We start from the raw sequence: 18,112 nt of genomic DNA, 5'->3' as shown, positions 1-18,112 counted from the left end.
AAACGGAAGCACTTTGATAGACAGGGCCGGGTTGTTAACCAACCCAAGAAAACCGCTATGCCTGCGCATTGATATCCTCCGGTGAAAATGCCGCCGGGTTTTTCAAGATCCCTTCGCGGCCCAGATAAGTGTCGTCCAGCGTCACACGGCGGAACGGCGGCGCGGTATCGATGAAGGTATCCATGCCCAGCAACGGCGCAATACCCAGCACGAAGGGGTGTTCGGTTTCGATGATCCGGTATTGCAAATGCGCCGGTAGCTGTTCCGTCAAAATGTCTTCCACAGCAGTCCGCAAACTCACCGCCCGCCCGTGCAGCAAGATGCTGACTTGGTGCGCGTATTCCTCGAAAAACGCCTTGACCTGCGCCGCCTCGTCAACGGTCGCCAGCTCCGGCGCAAATAGCGCCAGAAATTGCCGGGCATCACTTTCCGACAGAATCAGGCTGTCGCCGACGATGCTGTTGCCGCTCATGCCGGTACCCAAGGTTAACGGGTGATCGCCGTCATCCATGTCTATGCCCAGTATCGTCGCCATGGTCCGCCGCAAGCGGAAATTCTCTAAAACCACGATTTCGCCGCGTTGCACGCCGCCGTCGCTGACGATGTCCAAAGCTAAATTTAACCCCGCGAGCGTACCTTTGTATTGTTGAATCAAGGTCAAGTCCCGTAGCCAGCGCCGCTGCCGGGCTTCCGGCCAGTGGCGTGGCAACTGGCCGCCTACGGCCTCAGCCAACCAAGGCAGATTAGCGGCAGGCGTCGCCTCCGGAGCAAGCAATTGCTCGCTGGCGGCAATCCGGCCTTCCAAGGGGGTCAACACGCCTTCGAAGGCTGCCAGCAAACGCTCTCGCACATCAGCGCCATTGGCCGGACCGACGGCTTGCGCAGGGCCGTAACTGAGCTCCTGCCGGTAAAATTCCGGAAAATAGGCTTCCTGGTAGGAAAAACGCGGGTAATACACCCTGATGGCGTGCAAGGCCGGGCTTTGCCGGCCGTCGCCGCGCAAAGTCACTTGGATTTGCAGATAGCGCCCGCGCAACTGCCGCACCCGACCGGAAGGCTGTTGCAACAAAATTTCGAACAGACCGCTAGTACCGGTTTGCTGGCCCGCCAAGCTTGCCGCGAACGGCAATTCGGACGGTAACGGGTTCCACAACGGCGCGGGTTGATCGATAGGCTTAGGCCGAACCGCCTGCCGGCTGGCAAATACCCGCACCGCAATCTGAATGTCGCAGCCGGGCGGTATGCAGGCATCCAGATACAGCCTGTGCCATTGCGTATCGACTTGGCCGGAATCCAGTTCGTGCAGCAAGGCCGTGCCTTCCAGAAAAAACTGCGGGCGGCGCAAGGCGTGTAATTCTCTGGGGCGCGGAGCTATCCCAGGAAAATCGGCATCGGCCTCGGCTTGATAACGCAACTGGCCGTCGGCGCTGCTGACAAAACGCGGCACGGCTTGCGACAACATTGGATAACGCTCGTGCAGCAAGCGGGCCTGGCCGGTGTTGGTTTCGCTATCCCAATGCAGCGTCAATACCGGGCAATCGCGTTGCGCGAAATTCAGATCATCCGCAGCGCGCGGTACCAAAGCCGCCAGCCGGCCGCTGTCCGGCAACGCCGAATCGGCAGCCAGAGCCAGATCGATAGCGAAAGGCAATTCCGGAGGACAGGCGTAGGCTTTGAATGGCGCGTCCGACAACGTCGACAAAGCTCGGGTCAGTATGGCCTGCCCACCGGCGCCGTCGTGGGCCAAGATATAGAGCTGCTGCAAATCGCAACACAGCGCCAGGGCCTGCAAGCCCTGGGGTAAGGCTTGCTGCCAAATTCGGTTTAAGGGATGCGGATTGGCCTGCTCGGGTTCGAAGCGCACCGGTTGCGGCGTGTACGGCAAGGGCAGTGGTTCACCGCTGCATAACATCAAACTGGAATTGCTGATTAACCAGGTGCGCCGCTCGGCGTCGATACACGCCCGTAGCGGCATTTGCGACGCCGCATCCTCACCCTCCGCATTGCCCCATGCACAGAAAGTTTGCCAACGCCGGGCCAAATGAAACAGCAGTAAACCATGCTGATTAACCCCGTCACTGAACGGCAACGCCAGTCTGCCGTCACCGGCCGGTTGCCCAAAGCCCGGCTTGCCGTTACTCGCGACCACCGCGAAAGCCATATCGGTAAACCGGCCCTGCGGCGCCGTGACATCCTGCAATTCGTTGTCCTGCAAGCTCAGATAGCCGCGACCGCTATTGAATTCGACGCGAGTACCGTCGTCGCTCAAACGCCCAATCTGATTAAAACTGTCCAAGGCCAGCGGCGCGCTGTTCTGCCAAGCCAGCAAAGCCGTCGCCGGATCGGAGGCCGGCAAACGCAAAACCTGGTTTTGTGCAAGTGTCAGCGCCTGCAAACCGGCATTCCAGTTCAAATGGCTGGAGCCCTGTTCGAAATCGGCCTGGCCTTTCAGTAAAAAATACGGGGTGTTGTTGACGTCCATCACTCGCCCTCAACAAATGTCCGGTATTACCGGTACAGCCACGCCCAGACTGTCGTCCGGGGTTTGGCCTTCCAGCAAACCAATACCGTCCGGCAAAGCCGGCGTGCCGGAACCGCTGTCGGCGCGCACTCCCAGCAGCTCGGGCAATTGGTATTTAGTCAGGCTAATCGGTTCATCGGCAGCGAACCTGCGCCAGCCATTACTGCCGCGTTGAAACAGGCTCAGGGCATTCACGGCCTGCACCCCGGCCACCCTTGCCGCTTGAGTCAATAATTCGTTGGCGAGCACCGCACCGCCCAAGGGCCACCCAGCACTGCGCGCGCCGCCGGGCGCCAGGGGCCAAAGATATTCCAGCAAAGTCTGCTGCACTTCGCGCAGGGTTTGTTGCTCGGTTTCAATGTCCCGCACCTGGACTTTCACACTGATGGCAATCGGCACAAACTCAGGGCTTAACACATACAGCTCGGTGCCGACCATGGTCCGCTGCAATAAATAGGCAAACACGTCCTTCAACAAGCCCTGATTGGGCTTGGGCGTGTGACCCAAAGCCGGTTCGGCCGGCGGCAGTACGAACACGCTGACCGCGCCCGGCACGCCGTCGCGCGCCGCGCGGATGCTGGCGCCGGGCAGAAAACCGACTAATACTTCGGCGCGGGCTACCGGATTGAGCGGATTGGCCTCGGTGATGATTTTAAAATCCTGCTGGGTCACCGCCCGATTGCGATGGGTCAGAAATTGCGGGATGCGTTTTTCGGCTTGTTCGACGGTCTCCGCATCCAAACCACCTTGCAAGGGCCATTCGTGACGAATTTTATAGCGAGAGCTGCCGTTGACCACTTCCTTGATGCTACCGGCGGGTAAATTGCCGGCGCTACCGCCACCAAACAGATATGCGGCGATACGAATCCGGCTACCCGACGGCGGCCGGCGTCCGGTCGTACCGTCACCAAAGTAGACATAGCCGGACTGCGGATTGAGCCGATACACTCTGGCATCTGCGGCTTGACCGGCCAGAAAGGCCACCTGTTGCCAACGCACCCAGGCGCCGTTTTCCTCGACATCTAGTTGCAAGGTAGCAGCCTCGATATTCTGATCCGGCAATACCACCACCTGATCGGGCTGACCAGTGCCCATGCCGACCAGCAAATCCTGCTGCAAACCTTGGGCAAGCACATCTACGGCGTTCAATCCCAGGTAGCCCAGTTGTAACGTGGGATGTTCCGGACAACGCAAGCGTAACCAAAAGGCCACCCGGCCGGCTTCGACCTGATCAGCCAATTCCGGCGGCCGGTCGCCGACACCGCTGAACATCGGATCGGTGGGCACAAAAGCCTGAAACAGCGCCGGATTTTTTGGCAAGCGCAAGCGCACCACACCGGTTTGCCGACCGCCTTTCGAGCTGTCGGCCAGCACGTCCAAGGGAAGATAAATCGTTTCGCCGACCTCGCCGGTGGATACCAGCTCCCAGATCAATTGGCGCGAATTCAGCTCGTTGATCGCGTCGCCGTCCAAATTGTCAGTGGGCGCGATGCCGATATTAAAAGCCATGCCGGCCAGATGGCTGCGCAGCAAAGCAATCTGGCCTTCCAGTTGCCGGGGGGCGATGCAGGCCAAGTAAAAGCTGCGATCCAGACTGCCGGTCAGATCCAGCACTTCCTTAACCGGCTCGAAGCGGCGCGGTTGAAACGGCTCGGCCCGTTGTCCGTTGCGCAAACCGTACTGCTCCTGCAAGTCCTGCAAGGTCAAACCCAGCGCGGCCAGATCGGCAGCCTCCAACTTCTGTTTGATCAATACTTGCAAGCTCAGGCAGGTAGGCTGCAATTCGCCAATCGCCGTCAAAATTTGTTTACCGGCCCGCAGCTGGCTGCCGTCCGCCAGCAATGCCGCCGGCAACACGCTGGTCGGCCCGGCGTCAACGCTGACGATGCCTTTGGCCGGCCGAGCGGCGCGCACCGGAATTTGCAACAAATTCAAAAATACCCGGCGCTGGCGCTCCGGAATTAAATTGGCGCGATACAAAATGGTTTCGGTCAGCCAGGCGAACAAGTCGACAAAGCTATGCAGCGGGTCGCCGGGGGCAATCTGCGTCAGTTCCGGCAAATGGCTCGCCAGCCGCGCCTTGGCCTCGGCAACCAGGTCGTCGAAGCGTCTGTCGTCTAAATTCGGTACCGGTAATGGCATAGCGGCCTCTCTTGCAGCCTCAAGCCGGCAGGCTCAGGTTTAGCGTGAATCCCAGTTCCGCCGGACGCTGACTGTTACGCAGCCGGTAGCGGATATTGATATGCACATCGGCGACGCTGGCCGGACTGGCCTGCACTTGCACTTCGTCGATTTCCACTCTAGGCTCCCAGGTCTCCAGCGATTTGCGCACCACAGCCGCAATCAAATGCCGGGTGGTTTCGTTATTGGGTTGATGTACGAAGTTTAATAAACCGGCACCGAAGTTTGGCCGTTGCAATCGCTCGCCGGGCCGGGTCAGCAGGATGTTAAGCATCACTTCGCGGATGCTCTGATCGTCGCGGGTCCAGCTCAGCCGCCCGTCGGAGTCGATATTCCCCAGGGGCCAACTCAAAATTTCCGGTACCGGCGTACGCATCTTCAATCCCCCTTAATCTTTGGAAACGGCAGGCAAATGCGCACCCACGGCAGCCAGAAAAATACGATATTCAGCAGCGAGATCATGATCATCAGCAAAATCATCGCCACCAGCGTAATCACCGGCAGGCTGAACGAACAAATCCATTGAATACCAAAATCCGGGCCGGCAGTGTCCTTGACAGTGTCTTCGCTGGCGCCTTTGTTCAATTTCAGCTTGTTCATCAAATCGAAGGTATCGGCCGGCGTAATCATCGCCGCACCTTTAGCCAGTCCGCGGCGCAGATCGGCCAACGACGGCATCTGGATCAGTGCCGGCCGGCTGGCATCCGGATCGAAGGGCGCGGCGACGCGGAACTGAATGCTGCGGGTGTCGGCATTGGCCCATTGAATCTGTTCTTGCCCCTGATCGTTTTTGGCGCGGACGAAGGCCACCACCTGATAGACATCGCCGGCATTTTGCGCGAACTTGGGCAGAGGGATTTCCTTGACCTTGCTCAGCGCCTGATCGCTGAGGCTCTGGCCCAACAAAACCCGGATTTCCTGGGCGTCGGCGGCCAGCAACAGTAGCGTCAGATTGAGATTGCCGACACCATTGGCATTCGGCAAGGCCGGTAATGCCCCTAATTTGTCCAAGCCGCCGACCGCATCGATCACTTGTTCTTGCAGAATTAGCCAACGCACCAGCGGGTTTTCGCCGCCCAAAGCAAAGCAGGCTTGCAGATAACTTAAAAAGGTTTGTTGCCGATACGGTGCGAACGAGCCCTGGCTGGTTTCGGTGTAGGCTTGGCCCTGCAAACCCGCCGGCAGTTTGGCTTCGTCGAACAGCCACAGTTGCTGCGCTTTATTTTCCAGCGCGGCATTCTCGATGATGCCGGCTTCGCCGAGGTGATAACGGTTGACCAGCATTCTCAGCAGTTCAAAAAAGCCTTTGCTGGGCAGGCCTTGCGCCAACGGCTTGCTGTGTTCGTTTAGCCAGGTTTGATTTAGCGGCTGCCGATAACCGAACGGCCACGGCAACATCGCTGCCGCGATGCTGGCGGTTTGCGCTTGATCGGTACTATCAAACGCCTGGCTAACATCACGCAGATAATAAAACCCGCCGAGCGGCAAATAACCGAACAACAGTGTGTGGGTTTTACGCTTGGCATCGCTGGTTTTTAACACATGCAAGGGATGTACTTCCTCGCCGCTATAGGCCGCCTGATCATCGCGTTTGTGCAGCACGCCGTTGGCGCACAGCCGGCGATGCAGATCAGGGTCGCGCAGCTCGCTAGGCACGTCCTGCCAGCCCAAAGCTTCGCCGTCTTCCAGCATCCAGGCCTGCTCGCGTCCGCCGCTCAGTCGGCGAATCACGAAACCCGCCGAACTGATTTTTTGCGGGTCCAGCGCCGGCTCGCCGAAGCGGTCGCAAACCACTTCGCAACTGACGATATGAAAAGCCCGATGCAAGGGCAGGCGCAGCACCGGCTGTTGGCCATGACGGCTGTGGCGCTCTTCCTGCTGCCAGGCGCTGAACTGCGGCAAATCGAACTGGCGACGCTGCATGTCCTGCTTGAAGCGATTAATAAACTCCGCATCCAGATAACGATGCAAGCCGCATTGTCCGCCCTCTTGATAAAACGGCGGTTTCAATTTAAGCGGATGCAAAGCGTGCTCTATTTTCATAATCCCTTACCAAATGTTGCCGGCACCCGGCGTGTAAGAACTGCCGACCACCGAGGTGGCGATCACCGTATCGGCCTGCACCACGCCGCTGAATTTGGACATGCTGGCATTCACCGTCACCATGCTGGCGTTGATGGTCACGGTGCTGGCATCTACCGTGACGCTGCCGCTGCTGCGCACCGCGATGCCTCTGCTGTTGAGGGTGACGCTTTGGTCGGAGCGCTCGATAACGATTTCCCCACCGCCGGCTTCGTCTATCGAAATCTTGTAACCGGAGCGGGTACGCAATTCCAGTTTCGGGCCGTTACCGTCGTCGAAATCCAACACCGTTTCCTGAGGGGTGCGGATTACGTAATGATCTTCTTGCGGGTCGGCCTCTGCCGGCACGCTGCTGCTACCGGCCCAAACACTGCCCAGCACCAGCGGCATTTCCGGAGTGATGAACGCCAACACCACGATTTCTTCGAGGCGCGGCACGAAACTAGCACCGTACCCCTGACCGGCGGACGGCGCGACGACGCCGGCCCATAATTCCATCTGCGTCGCCAGCAAGCGCACTTTGATACGGCCGCGGCTGTCCGGGTCGGCGTTGTCGGTGACTTGGCCAAGTTGCAAACTGTGCAGATTGCCTAAAGCATGGCTGTTCATGATTGCCACCCGCCTTTGTTGACTTTGAGATGGGTTTCAAAGCCGCTGTTGTTATCGAAACGATGCACGCAATGCACAATCTGGTAGCGGCCTTTCAGCCGAGGCGACACGCCGTCCAATTCCACTTCCCGGCCTGGTTTTAGGGTCGCCTCGCCTTGGCAGACAATCTCGCCTTGAATAAAGCGTTTGGCTTGGCGTTTGAACGCGGCCTTGGCGTAAGCTTCAGCTTCGCTGCTGGTGCCTGGAAACGGCTGCGGGACAATTTCCGGGCCGGGCCAGCTCAGGTTACCTAAAGCCGCCGCCGCACTGGTGCCGGTGGGCGCCGGCGTCATTGCGTCGGCCGTAAAATCCACCGGGTCGGCGCTCGCCAGGTTGTAGCCGTTGACTTGGCTGCTGAGCGGTTGATGATTTAAATCGGCGATTAAGCGCACTTTCAGGGCGCTGTCCTGGGCGCTGAGCTCGACCGGGTTGGTATCGGCCTCCTCGGCCTTGGCCCGTAGGGTATTGCCCTCCAAGCGCACGGCTATGTCAAAGCGATTGCCGATGCGCAGCAGAAAGGCCAAATCACTTTCGTTGAGTTGATGCCAGGTGGCGGTGATACTAGACAACGACGCATCGGTTTGCAGGCCCGCCTCGCCGGCGATGGCTTGTACCAAATCGTCCGGGCTTTGATCTTCAAAGCTGCGGTTATGCCGGCTGCGCGCCAATCTATGTAGTTTGTCCTGCAACAGCAGCGCGATGTTGGGTGCGCCTTCGCCGTAGCTTTCTTCAATGGCGGTAATCTCGCCGCTGAACAGCTGTTGCGGGGTGTCGCTGCCCATTTCGATCTCCACTCCGGCGCCCAGGGCAATGTCGTTCAAGGTAAAGTCAGGATCTTGCCCACCTTCCGGCCTACCCCAATTGGACAACTGCAATTCTGCATGCGCGCAGCCGTGCAAGGGCAAGTTGACTTGCATAGCCAGCAAGGCCTGTTGCAGGTCTGCGCGTTGCTCACCGTCGATTTTGATCGTTGGGCGGGAGCTGGTGAAGGCGGTTTCGGGCATAGTGTTGTAGTTTGTTTTCTTATTGTTTTAGTTGGTGTCGCTAACGCGACGATCTTTTTTAATGTCGGTTCTCGCACCGACAGGCGAGCTACTTTCGCTACGAAAACCGTCCTTGGTTTTCGCCCTGCGGGCCAGCCAGTCGGCTGTTCAAATTCGCTCCAGGCGAATTTGTGCTCCGCCAAAAGAAAGTATCCAAAGAAAAGGCGGCCCGGATGCCGCTTACCCCTGCGCTCCTCGCTTTTGAACGGGGTTGCCGAAAGGGGCTTCCTGCCCCTTCGGCAACGTGCGGCATCCATGCCGCACCCCTTCGGGCAAATCCGTTCAAAAGCTCCGGTGCTCGGCGCGGCATACGGGAAGGAAACCCTTCCGCAACTCAAAGCCTCCTAAAACCCTTTTACAAATCCCCTCTCCCTCCGGGAGAGGGCTAGGGTGAGGGGATTAAAATCTATGTTCTAAACTTTCTCCTCTCAATCAATCCTCAACCGCTCCTGCCTCTGCCTGATCAATTCCAGCATTTGCGCCAGCTCGATTTCCGCCGGAGCCAACGGTGTCTGCTGCGCGGCCGGTTGTTGCTCGGCGGCTTCGGTGACGCCGTCTTGCACGTCCAATATCACTTCGTCTATCAATATCGGCATTTGCAATTCCCACTCAATCGAAACCAACGCCGCTGTCGGCGGCGGCTTTTAATAAACTGCTTACCGATACGCCACTGCTTTTGCGAGCCGCCGTAGCTGAACCAGCTTGGTTAGCTGCGGCTGTTGATAAGGGTCTCCCACCGGTCGCGGCAGTTACCGATTGTCCGTTTTGCACGCCGCCAACGGTTTGCGCAGTATCGACTCTTAACGACACACTGCCTGTCTGAATGCTGGCTGCATTCAAGCTACCCTTTTTTCCAGTCGGGCTGAATGCACCTTCGATGCCGGTACCTAGACTGGCGGAATTGCCGAATTTAAACGCCGGACTTGCCGGCGGCACTGCTTGTGGCGCAGTTTTTGCCCCGCCGGCACTATTGGTCGAACCGCCGACAGAACTACCACCGACACTGACCGAAGCAGACAAGCTTGCCGAAACATTGGCGCTGATACCACCACTGATATTGACGCCAGCATTTAAGCCAAATCCCACGCCGCCACTAATCCCTACCGAAGCACTCAAGCTCAAGCTGGGCACCGCCACCACCGATAGCGACGGCATTCTCGGTGACTCTATGCCGTTAAACAGCGAAGTATCCCGCCAGTTACCGGCACCTTCGCCGCTGCCGCCTGGCACCGGTGCGGCATTCTGTGCGGAACCGCCTTGCGGGCCGGCTCCGGTCGAACTCAGGCTGGGGGTATCGCGGGCGGCTTGTTCGACGGCCCGGTTGCGAAATTGGTAACGGTCTTCGCTAAGCTTTAACGAGACGGTGGCGCGTAGCGGCCGGCCTTCCGGCGAGAAGAAATCCAGGGTTTCGTCAAAGCTTTGCACCAGACCTAAAAACTCGAACGCCCCCCATTGAAATAAACAGCGCTTTGGCGCCTTCATTTTTTTGCCGTCTTCTACCGGCTTAATAAAGGTATCGGCAATTTTCTTGGTCTCCAGCCGCACGTCCGAGCCTTGCTCGATAGCTTTCTTGGCGCTGCTGTTGCTGCCGGCACTGCTGGCGGTTTGCCCGCTACCCTGGCCCGCGCCGCCGGGCGCTTCGATATACGTGGTATCAAAAATCAATTCTATGGTCAGATTGGACGAGCTTTTATCGACGAACTGCGCCGAGCGGCTGTTGCCGTTGCGGGCGTTTTCTTTCAAGGTGTTAGACAGGCTGACTTTCAGGCTGGACGGGTTGAATTGCACGTCAATGGCGTTATCCAAATCGGGACTATCGTTGTCGCCGTTGACCGGAATCAGTTTGCCGCGTTCGATGGCTATCATGCCGCCCCCCTGCCTTGCGTGCTGGCCGGCGCCGGCCGCTGCAATTCCAGGCCTTGATGCACCAGCTGCAATTCTTCGATGGCTACCTGGCTGGCGGTGGCCGACAAATCCGGGCCTTTGAATTTGGTCGGCAACACCCCGCTGAGTTTCCAAACCAGCACCGCGTTATCGGTGACGTTGCCGCCGCTAACGCTGGGATTGCCGAACACGATAATCTCGCCGCTCAGGCGGTAGCCGTAGTTGGCTTGGCTGGTAGTGATGTCGAACCAGGACCACAAATCGTTGATGTCGGTGACGCCGCGTTTCAAAATAATCGGCGCGAATTTAGTCGGCCCGGAGCGGTGATGTTCGCCCCAATTGTGACCGCCCTCATTGATGACCCTAGGTTCCATCGTCGCTTCGAAGCCGGTCACTTCGCTGAAATAGCCGCTGCATAACAAGCTGCTCTGATCGCTGTTGTACAGATTGACCTTGAAACGAAACGCGACGAATTCGGTGACTTCAGCCATCGACCACCTCCGAGCGCCATTCGCCGTTCAGATTGGCGAAGGTCAGAAACAACTTGTCTATCGGAAACGCCGGCGCCAGCATGATCTCGTAGAGCATTGCGCCTTCCTGTGGAGTCGATTCTTGAATCGAAAAGGCTTGCTCGGCCGACGCACCGCGCAAGGCGCCCTGACTGTACAAACGTCGGAAAAACTGTTCCAGCAGCAAACGCGGGCGGGGGTCGCGGTAATCCAGATTAAAGATCAATTGCTCGCCCAAGGCCTGCAATTGCCGGCGCAAAAAACCCAGGAAACGCATCACTTCTGCGGAACGAAAGCCGTCGTATCGCTGGCTGTCGAACGGATAATCGGCGACCGGCAACGCCGGCACCACCAGGCGCTCGTCGTCGAGACTGAGTTGCGCGCCGCCGCTAAACGAGTTGCGATAGTTGAGCACGCTGATGCCGGGCTTATCGCGTAACAACAGGGTTTGAGCGATGGACAAGCGCGGATACGGCAAAGCGTCAGTGTTTAAGGGCCTGGCCGCCATCGAGCGCCAAGGGCCGTCGCGGCGCGCCGCTGCCGCCTGCTGGCCGGCGATCAAACCAACCGGGCTATGCAAGGCAAAGCGCGGCCCGCGTAAGTATGGAAACAAAAACTGCACATGCCGCAGCGCTTGTGCTCTATCCGGAAGTTGTTGATACCCCGAAAGTGCGCTTAAAGCCGCCGGGTCGAGCGCCGGGCTATCCAGCTCGCCGGAATACGCCAGCGGCAAGGTAAACAGACATTGCAGATCCGGCCGATGACTGCTGACAAATTGCAGCATGCCGCGCAACACCTGCGGCAATTGCCAAGGCGGCGGCATGTCGCTTAACTCGCCACTGTACCGCCGTTCGCGGTGATCGTCCTCGGTATTTAGCGTGCAAGGCAGAAACTGCGGATCGTTGTTTTCCAGACGTACCCTGGGAATATCCGGCAGGTGCGGCGGTATTTGCAGACGTTCCAAATCGGGAAAACTCACTACGCCCAAGGCCGGAATCACCAATACACAGGCCAAGCCTTGGAGAGTAGCAATATCGTGCAATTGCGTGTTGGCAGCGGGCAAAAAACTGGCTTGTCCCGCGCTTTCCGGTATCCGCACCACCCAAAGTTTTTCGCCGCCGTTGGCGAAAAAATCATCTACCGCCAGCCCCAGCCAGGCTTTGTTACCGGCCAACAGGCTGACATATTCGGTGGTGGCGGTAAGCGCATCCGGAAAAATGTCGTGAAACTCGGCGCTGGATTGCAAGGGTATCGGCAGATGGTAAAGTTCGCTGACAGCACCGGGGAGCAATAAGGCATCGACCGCCAAGCCGTAGCCGACCGCGCGCATGTCCGCCAGCGCCGCCGGCAATTGCTGCAGACGCTCAAGCCGGACCCTGCCCGGACAATGTCCAAGCATGGCGACCTCCAGCGCCGCAATCCGGCGTTCAACCGGCCGTGGCGTCAAGGCGATGCGCGCTCCCGCTAGCAATTCCATCAGCTATTGCTCCAGCTAGCTTTGGATAATGGTTTCTACAGAGAGCACCAGCTCTTCCATTGCGACGTCGCTGCCGCCCTTGGCAGTTAAGGTCGGCCCGGTCCATTTGATCGGCATGGCCCTGACCAGTTTCCAGGTGACGACGGCGCTGGCGCTGGTAGGATCTTCGCTTTTAAGCTTGATCACCACATCGCGCTTGGCGGTCACATCGCCGCCGCGAATTTGCTCCAGCCAGTTATAAATGTTGTCCGCGCCGATCACGCCGCGTTTCAGTGTCACGTCGCCGGCCTTGTTGATGGCCGGAATCTTGCGAACATAATTCACCGCTTCGTTGCCGTTACGGTATTCCGCCACCGTCACTTCGGCATTCAGCCCGGATACTTCTGAAAAGCCGCCCTGCACTTCGCCTTCGCTGCCGTCGCCCAGGTTGACCAGATAATTGAACACCCCATAGGGCGTTTCGCGATATGTAGCCATGGTTTATCTCCAGTCCAGAGTTCAGGCGTCGGCGGTTTTTTGGCCGATGCGGAAAATCACAAATTCGGCCGGTTTCAAGGCCGCCACGCCGATTTCGCAGACCAAGCGGCCGTTGTCCAGATCGTTTTGGGTCATCGTGCTGCGGTCGCAACGCACGAAATAAGCCGTCTTGGCGCTACCCAACAGCCGGCCGTTTACCCACTCGTTGTACAAAAAGCTTTCCACGGTCTGGCGAATGTTGTCCCACAATCGCTCGCCGTTGGGCTCGAACACCGCCCATTGCGTGGATTTGTCGATGGAACGCTCCAAGTACAAAAAGTACCGGCGGACGTTGACGTATTTCCATTCCGGATCGCTGGATAAGGTCCGACCGCCCCAAACCCGATGCCCGCGTCCCGGAAACGAGCGCAGACAGTTGATGCCGTTGGGGTTCAGTAACTCCTGCTGGAAGCGGTTGATTTCCTGGGCAAAGCGCAAAGCGCCGATGACCGGTTCATTGGCCGGCGGCTTATGTACGCCGCGCTGCACGTCGGTATTGGCATACACACCCGCTACAAAACCGGACGGCGGCACGTTGATAGTGCTGAGCAGGCCGCGCGGATCGGCAATGACCACCCAGGGGTAATAAAGCGCCAGTCTGGAATCGTCGAAGTTGGAACGAAACTCGCGCACTTCCGACAGCGCCATGCCGTCGCGGCTATCGACGATGCCGACCCGGTAACGCATTTTTAGACAGTGTTTTTGCACCTCCGCGACGATGGCTTGATGATTAGTGGCGTCAGCCGCCGCTGCCGGAGTCATCACGATGGACACATCCTCGATATTTTCCAAGGCCACGAAACCGCTGCTGCCGTTGACCTCGTCTTCCACGCCGCCGTATTGCACGGCCCCCGGCACGTTGCCGTCGCTGCCGCCGGACAGATTAATCAAATAACGCGGACCTTGAACCGACATGGGGCCGGGATTTAAGCCATCCGACTCGAACAAGCTGTACAAGGCTGCCACCACGTCGGCGCCGCTGATACCGGGGCTGAGGGTGCAACTGACCGGACTGGTCAATTGGTCGTAACGCTTGTCCGGCGTCACGGGCATTACGGCGCTGAGGCTGTTTTTTGCATCGGGGGCGCTGGAAATATCGCCGTAACTGTAAATTACCGGGCCGTCACGGCCGCCGGCATGTACGGCAATATCGAAGTTGCGCTGCACCACCACCGCCCGCACCGTATTCGGTGCAGCAGCCAAAGCCGCCAACGGCAAGGTGATGTCGGCATTGACGCCCACATTCAAACCGCCGCCGTCCAGCACAAACTCGCTACCGGCCGCATTTAACGTGCCGCGCAGCGCGGTCAGGGTGCCCCAATGCGCCGCGCCGGTATACACCGACAAGTTGGTTTCCGCGCTCAGGGTTAACACCGCCGACGTGCCGTTAGCCAAGGACCCGCTGCTGGGATTTTTCGCAAACACCCGTGTGTAGCTGACTGCAACGCCCGGACCGTTTACCAAACCGGCCGTCATCAATACGCCCTGACTGCCGTCGGCCTGGCCGTTGGGACGTAAGGCGGTACCGCCCGCTGCGACATCGTCGGCGGTGTCCAGTTCGCAGCGGTTATTGACGATGACGAAATGATCGCCTTCGCGGCGCACCAGGGCGCGGACATTTAAAGGAAAGCGTTCGTCGGGGAATTGCGCGGCGATACCGGCCGAGCGCACCGCATTGGTCAGGCCGATGGCATTCAGAAACACCACTTCGCCTTCGGCTGGCGCCGAGGTAGCCTCGGTTTTTAACAGATTTTCGCTATCGCGCCACAGAAGTTCCAGCGTGAAATCGCCCATTACTCCCGGAAAGCGGCTGCTGAAACTCAACACATTCGGCACGGACCGCGTCGACACCCCTGGGGCGTTTTGCGGAAAATTGCCGACCCGCGACACATAGAGTTGTTTGCCGCCGCCGTCGAAAAAGGCTTTCGCGGCAATCGCAGTATGGTTAAGCACCGACGCGCCGGCCAGCGTCAGATTTTGGATGTCGCCGTAGATGCGGGTGAATTCGCCAAAGCTAGTCACTACCTCGGGATTGCCCCGCAACGGCCCGAAACGGGTAGGACCGACCACCGCCGTGACACTGGTCCCCACCCCTTCGATCGATTTGGCGCGAAAGCTAACTTCTTCTACAAACACACCCGGTGCAAGATATTCAGGCATGCTCCCCTCCTTAATTTTTATGTGGACCAGCGTTTAAAGGACAAACTCAACTCATGGATGACTCAATTGGGTTGAACGGCAAGATGATCCCGATTAAAGGACCGGATTAAACTCAAATCGCCCGGCACCAAGGTCAGGGCTAGTGCGGCGGCAAAACTGTTAGCGTTAATAGCGCCGAGCAGCATCGGCTGCAAGTCGGCCGGGTCGACCGGTTGCGCAGCGCTGGCCGCAGCCGAGGCCGCAATGCTCAGTGTCGCGTTGTATTCGGTTACGCCTTCCGGTAAGGGCGGCAGGCGGTGCATCGCGATAATGAAATCGCCATTGGCGTCGGCTTGGGCACGGCAGATCAAATTGCCGCCGACGCCCAGATTGACCGTCAGCGTCAGCAATGCCCAGATAGCCGGCGCATTACTGCCGGTAAACCTCAGAGTGCCGCGCAAACCGCCGCCGCGGCCGAGCTTGGTACCGAAAGGGGTCGGATAAAGCACCAAGCTGTGTCCGGCGGCATTGCCGGCTTGAACTGCAAAACGGCGCGGGATATAGCGGCTTTGACTATCCGCCACCGAACCGGCGATGGTGTATGCCGCTTCAGCAGGCCGCAATTTATCCGCCTCATTAGGCGCGCCTTGCACCGTTTTACCGGCCGAGCGCCGCCACAAGGCTGTTTTGCCTGGCGTGTGTAACCATTGCAGATCGGCGGGGCGGGTATCGAGTTGCAACACAACGGCTTCACTGAGCCGCCGCATATCGGCTTCCTGTGCGGCACTACTGCCGTCCAACCAATAAATCACGTCGCTGGCGTAGAGGATATTGGTTTCCAGAACCTTGACGGCTTTCATACCGTGCCTCCTGGAAATACCCGCGTACTAACCGACGGACCTTCCGTACGCGGCCGACGCAGCCGCAGGCGCACGGTGCGCGCCACATAGGGTACGGTACTGGTGTAAGGCGATTTGAAGACATCCCAGATGCGCATCAAATCCTCGGTAGTCATCTCGTCCGGGGCGATATTCAGCACTTCGGCCTGGCCCCATTCGTCGTCGATGTCTTGAATATGCGAGATGTCGAGCTGACATTCGTTGGCGAGCTCGACCATGGCCCAACTCAAAAGATCGGCTTCGATGGTGGCGCTGGCAGCGTTGGCGATTAACAGGAAATGCAGATTGACCGGCAGTTCGGCTTGCGGAGCGTTTTGGTCGGAACCGCGCGGTGCGAAGGTGCGCTGCCGGCCGTGCGGATCGATAGTGATGCGATGCAGGTAAATACCCAGCAGATTGCCGGTGAGGATATTGGCAATGTCGGCGCTACCCAGCAGTTTTGCTTGGGCATTGGTGGGCTCGCTGCTCAGCTCGGCAGGTAATCTGCTGGTCAAGAACGATTCCAACGCCAACAACGCGCCGGTCACTCCCCGGTACGAAGCCATTTCTCCTCCCCCACTTGAGCGGTAGCATAGCCTAGTACATAGGTCTACTGTACGCAAGTCGATTTTGTGAAGCTATCCGCCGATAAAAATCGAAAAAAGCGATCTACAGCAAACTGGCCGGCTAAATTCCGTGCCTCAATCAAATAATGGTATTAATTTTTAGCAGAGCTTTTGGAAATTGCTGGTGCAGAAGTCATTAAAATCGGATTAAAAATGGAACACCATTTGGAAAATGGTAAGAGCTGGAACCAAAAGTACACGACCAAAGCAGCAGGAATAAAACAACTATCCCGAGCACGGCAAACCGGGTGAAGATAATCCCCACTACAAACCATTAGCCCCAGCCGAACCATGATCTCAGTGAGCCTACAATTTTTACTGGCCATTCTGTACGCCAATCTCGGCGAATGGCTGATGCACAAATTCATCTTGCATCGCTTAGGCAAACAGCCGGGCAGCATTTGGGCCTACCATTGGTTTGAACACCATGCGATCTGCGCTAAACACCAGATGCTGGATCCCGGCTATCGCCATTTGGACTTATCGACCTGGAATGCGCAAACCAAGGAGTTGGCGGTATTGGCCGCCATTGTCATGGCGCATCTGCCGCTAATTTGGTATCGGCCGATTTTCGTGATGGGTTTATACGGCTCGTTGACGCTTTATTACATTCTGCACCGCAAAGCCCATCTCGACCCTGACTGGGCTAAACAGCATTTACCCTGGCATTACCAACATCACACCCAGCCAGACTCCGGCAACTGGTGCGTCACCTGGCCGGGGTTTGATTATCTGCTGGGCAGTAGAAATAAATGATGCGCGCATACGCGAATAAAAAATTGCTTGGAGGTTTGAATGCTTGTGTCTGTGTTGGGTTGGGCTATCGGCCAGTTTGCGACATTCAACAAGCTAACAAACTAAGGTAATGAATGGCAGGATTGTGGTGAAAAGCTGACTCAGCTGCTGGATCTATTCAACAGAATCACGAGCGCTGGAGTGCTGTTCACATACCTACTAATCAACCATCACTACTACATCATTTCGGCTATAACATAGCGATTTAGTATCTTGAATATCCAGTACTTTCGTACTAGTACATTTTATAGAATACAAAAATGTAGAAGCTTCACTAGACTAATTGACGTTGGGATCGAAATTATACTGATACTTGCCATCTAAAATATCTGGAAAATATTGCGATGAAAGATGATTTTTGTTTATGGTTTGAACAGACTAAACAACGGTCAGTTGCCCTATCCGAAGCCTATAGAATTCGCCTGGCGTGGCTATGGTATGCAAATCTTTGCTTTGTCGTGCTACCTGCGGTTTCGTCGACTATAGCCGCGGTTTTGGCGGCCAAGGAAGAGCAATATCAAATTAGTGTTTTTTGCTATTCCATGCCGCTGGTTTCATTGCTCGCCGGACTTGCCGCCGTATTGACGGCCATTCATAAGGCATTGAAATGCGAAGAATATCAGGCAGAATGTTTACGGTTGAGTCAGGCTTACCAGAGTATCGCTGTCGCTGCGGATGCAGCCTTTTTCGGGCCTGCCGCCGAATATGCCGCCCAACATGAACGCCTTGCCAGCGAATTGCAGCGGCTGACCGCGGACGCGAAAGCGCAAGTCTCGACTAATTTCTATTCGCCCGATAATCCTAAGAGATAAC

Annotated in this window: 16 protein-coding genes; 2 read left to right on the top strand and 14 right to left on the bottom strand. The window is 57.5% G+C overall.

Annotated elements, in window-relative coordinates; all coding sequences use genetic code 11:
• Positions 1 to 55 precede the first annotated feature (55 nt).
• The 14 genes from ACWAU0_RS09975 to ACWAU0_RS09910 form a co-directional block, all read right to left on the bottom strand.
• Positions 56 to 2,482: a phage tail protein gene (locus tag ACWAU0_RS09975; protein WP_458139216.1), complete on the bottom strand. Its 2,427-nt coding sequence runs from the start codon at positions 2,480 to 2,482 to the stop codon at positions 56 to 58.
• A 9-nt stretch (positions 2,483 to 2,491) separates the two neighbouring features.
• Positions 2,492 to 4,663, bottom strand: a complete 2,172-nt coding sequence (locus tag ACWAU0_RS09970; protein ID WP_458139047.1) for a putative baseplate assembly protein — start codon at positions 4,661 to 4,663, stop codon at positions 2,492 to 2,494.
• 19 nt (positions 4,664 to 4,682) lie between these two features.
• Positions 4,683 to 5,078 carry a GPW/gp25 family protein gene (locus ACWAU0_RS09965; protein ID WP_458139046.1) on the bottom strand — a complete coding sequence of 132 codons (396 nt, stop codon included), beginning with the start codon at positions 5,076 to 5,078 and terminating at the stop codon, positions 4,683 to 4,685.
• A 2-nt stretch (positions 5,079 to 5,080) separates the two neighbouring features.
• Positions 5,081 to 6,745 carry a hypothetical protein gene (locus tag ACWAU0_RS09960; protein ID WP_458139045.1) on the bottom strand — a complete coding sequence of 555 codons (1,665 nt, stop codon included), beginning with the start codon at positions 6,743 to 6,745 and terminating at the stop codon, positions 5,081 to 5,083.
• Positions 6,746 to 6,751: 6 nt separating this feature from the next.
• Positions 6,752 to 7,393: a phage baseplate assembly protein V gene (locus tag ACWAU0_RS09955; protein WP_458139044.1), complete on the bottom strand. Its 642-nt coding sequence runs from the start codon at positions 7,391 to 7,393 to the stop codon at positions 6,752 to 6,754.
• The gene (locus ACWAU0_RS09950; protein ID WP_458139043.1) at positions 7,390 to 8,436 is read right to left on the bottom strand and encodes a phage late control D family protein; all 1,047 of its coding nucleotides are present in this window, start codon (positions 8,434 to 8,436) and stop codon (positions 7,390 to 7,392) included. The genes ACWAU0_RS09955 and ACWAU0_RS09950 overlap by 4 nt, the downstream gene beginning before the upstream one ends.
• A gap of 467 nt (positions 8,437 to 8,903) precedes the next feature.
• Positions 8,904 to 9,071 carry a hypothetical protein gene (locus ACWAU0_RS09945; protein WP_458139042.1) on the bottom strand — a complete coding sequence of 56 codons (168 nt, stop codon included), beginning with the start codon at positions 9,069 to 9,071 and terminating at the stop codon, positions 8,904 to 8,906.
• A gap of 13 nt (positions 9,072 to 9,084) precedes the next feature.
• Positions 9,085 to 10,341, bottom strand: coding sequence for a CIS tube protein (locus tag ACWAU0_RS09940; RefSeq protein ID WP_458139041.1), 1,257 nt, complete (start codon positions 10,339 to 10,341; stop codon positions 9,085 to 9,087).
• Entirely contained in the window at positions 10,338 to 10,850 is a 513-nt protein-coding gene (locus tag ACWAU0_RS09935; protein WP_458139040.1) for a phage tail protein, read from the bottom strand. The genes ACWAU0_RS09940 and ACWAU0_RS09935 overlap by 4 nt, the downstream gene beginning before the upstream one ends.
• Positions 10,843 to 12,345, bottom strand: coding sequence for a hypothetical protein (locus tag ACWAU0_RS09930; RefSeq protein WP_458139039.1), 1,503 nt, complete (start codon positions 12,343 to 12,345; stop codon positions 10,843 to 10,845). Before ACWAU0_RS09930 ends, ACWAU0_RS09935 begins: the two co-directional genes overlap by 8 nt.
• 15 nt (positions 12,346 to 12,360) lie before the next feature.
• On the bottom strand, positions 12,361 to 12,822 hold the full coding sequence (locus tag ACWAU0_RS09925; protein ID WP_458139038.1) for a phage tail protein: 462 nt from the start codon (positions 12,820 to 12,822) through the stop codon (positions 12,361 to 12,363).
• A 21-nt stretch (positions 12,823 to 12,843) separates the two neighbouring features.
• Entirely contained in the window at positions 12,844 to 15,021 is a 2,178-nt protein-coding gene (locus tag ACWAU0_RS09920; protein WP_458139037.1) for a phage tail sheath family protein, read from the bottom strand.
• A gap of 62 nt (positions 15,022 to 15,083) precedes the next feature.
• Positions 15,084 to 15,860, bottom strand: coding sequence for a hypothetical protein (locus tag ACWAU0_RS09915; protein ID WP_205451449.1), 777 nt, complete (start codon positions 15,858 to 15,860; stop codon positions 15,084 to 15,086).
• A complete protein-coding gene (locus tag ACWAU0_RS09910; RefSeq protein ID WP_458139036.1) occupies positions 15,857 to 16,444 on the bottom strand; it encodes a Pvc16 family protein in 588 nt (195 codons plus the stop codon). Before ACWAU0_RS09910 ends, ACWAU0_RS09915 begins: the two co-directional genes overlap by 4 nt.
• Positions 16,445 to 16,795: 351 nt before the next feature.
• Here ACWAU0_RS09910 and ACWAU0_RS09905 point away from each other — a divergent pair, with 351 nt between their 5' ends.
• Positions 16,796 to 17,260 (top strand): hypothetical protein, encoded by a 465-nt coding sequence (locus ACWAU0_RS09905; RefSeq protein ID WP_033157775.1) that lies wholly within the window; start codon positions 16,796 to 16,798, stop codon positions 17,258 to 17,260.
• Positions 17,261 to 17,793: 533 nt separating this feature from the next.
• Positions 17,794 to 18,111, top strand: coding sequence for a hypothetical protein (locus tag ACWAU0_RS09900; RefSeq protein ID WP_494522948.1), 318 nt, complete (start codon positions 17,794 to 17,796; stop codon positions 18,109 to 18,111).
• The last annotated feature ends 1 nt before the right edge of the window (position 18,112 follow it).

Source organism: Methylomonas sp. Uni0009, assembly GCF_054188105.3.
The sequence above is the reverse complement of the archived record's forward strand: the minus strand, read 5'-3'. Positions and strand labels throughout refer to the sequence as shown.

What these genes read in the sequence shown, in the direction of transcription:
- ACWAU0_RS09945 (WP_458139042.1), bottom strand. Translation starts at nt 9,071, where the DNA reads ATGCCGATATTGATAGACGAAGTGATATTGGACGTGCAAGACGGCGTC.
- ACWAU0_RS09940 (WP_458139041.1), bottom strand. Translation starts at nt 10,341, where the DNA reads ATGATAGCCATCGAACGCGGCAAACTGATTCCGGTCAACGGCGACAAC.
- ACWAU0_RS09955 (WP_458139044.1), bottom strand. Translation starts at nt 7,393, where the DNA reads ATGAACAGCCATGCTTTAGGCAATCTGCACAGTTTGCAACTTGGCCAA.
- ACWAU0_RS09925 (WP_458139038.1), bottom strand. Translation starts at nt 12,822, where the DNA reads ATGGCTACATATCGCGAAACGCCCTATGGGGTGTTCAATTATCTGGTC.
- ACWAU0_RS09935 (WP_458139040.1), bottom strand. Translation starts at nt 10,850, where the DNA reads ATGGCTGAAGTCACCGAATTCGTCGCGTTTCGTTTCAAGGTCAATCTG.
- ACWAU0_RS09960 (WP_458139045.1), bottom strand. Translation starts at nt 6,745, where the DNA reads ATGAAAATAGAGCACGCTTTGCATCCGCTTAAATTGAAACCGCCGTTT.
- ACWAU0_RS09920 (WP_458139037.1), bottom strand. Translation starts at nt 15,021, where the DNA reads ATGCCTGAATATCTTGCACCGGGTGTGTTTGTAGAAGAAGTTAGCTTT.
- ACWAU0_RS09965 (WP_458139046.1), bottom strand. Translation starts at nt 5,078, where the DNA reads ATGCGTACGCCGGTACCGGAAATTTTGAGTTGGCCCCTGGGGAATATC.
- ACWAU0_RS09915 (WP_205451449.1), bottom strand. Translation starts at nt 15,860, where the DNA reads ATGAAAGCCGTCAAGGTTCTGGAAACCAATATCCTCTACGCCAGCGAC.
- ACWAU0_RS09950 (WP_458139043.1), bottom strand. Translation starts at nt 8,436, where the DNA reads ATGCCCGAAACCGCCTTCACCAGCTCCCGCCCAACGATCAAAATCGAC.
- ACWAU0_RS09930 (WP_458139039.1), bottom strand. Translation starts at nt 12,345, where the DNA reads ATGGAATTGCTAGCGGGAGCGCGCATCGCCTTGACGCCACGGCCGGTT.
- ACWAU0_RS09970 (WP_458139047.1), bottom strand. Translation starts at nt 4,663, where the DNA reads ATGCCATTACCGGTACCGAATTTAGACGACAGACGCTTCGACGACCTG.
- ACWAU0_RS09975 (WP_458139216.1), bottom strand. Translation starts at nt 2,482, where the DNA reads ATGGACGTCAACAACACCCCGTATTTTTTACTGAAAGGCCAGGCCGAT.
- ACWAU0_RS09905 (WP_033157775.1), top strand. Translation starts at nt 16,796, where the DNA reads ATGATCTCAGTGAGCCTACAATTTTTACTGGCCATTCTGTACGCCAAT.
- ACWAU0_RS09910 (WP_458139036.1), bottom strand. Translation starts at nt 16,444, where the DNA reads ATGGCTTCGTACCGGGGAGTGACCGGCGCGTTGTTGGCGTTGGAATCG.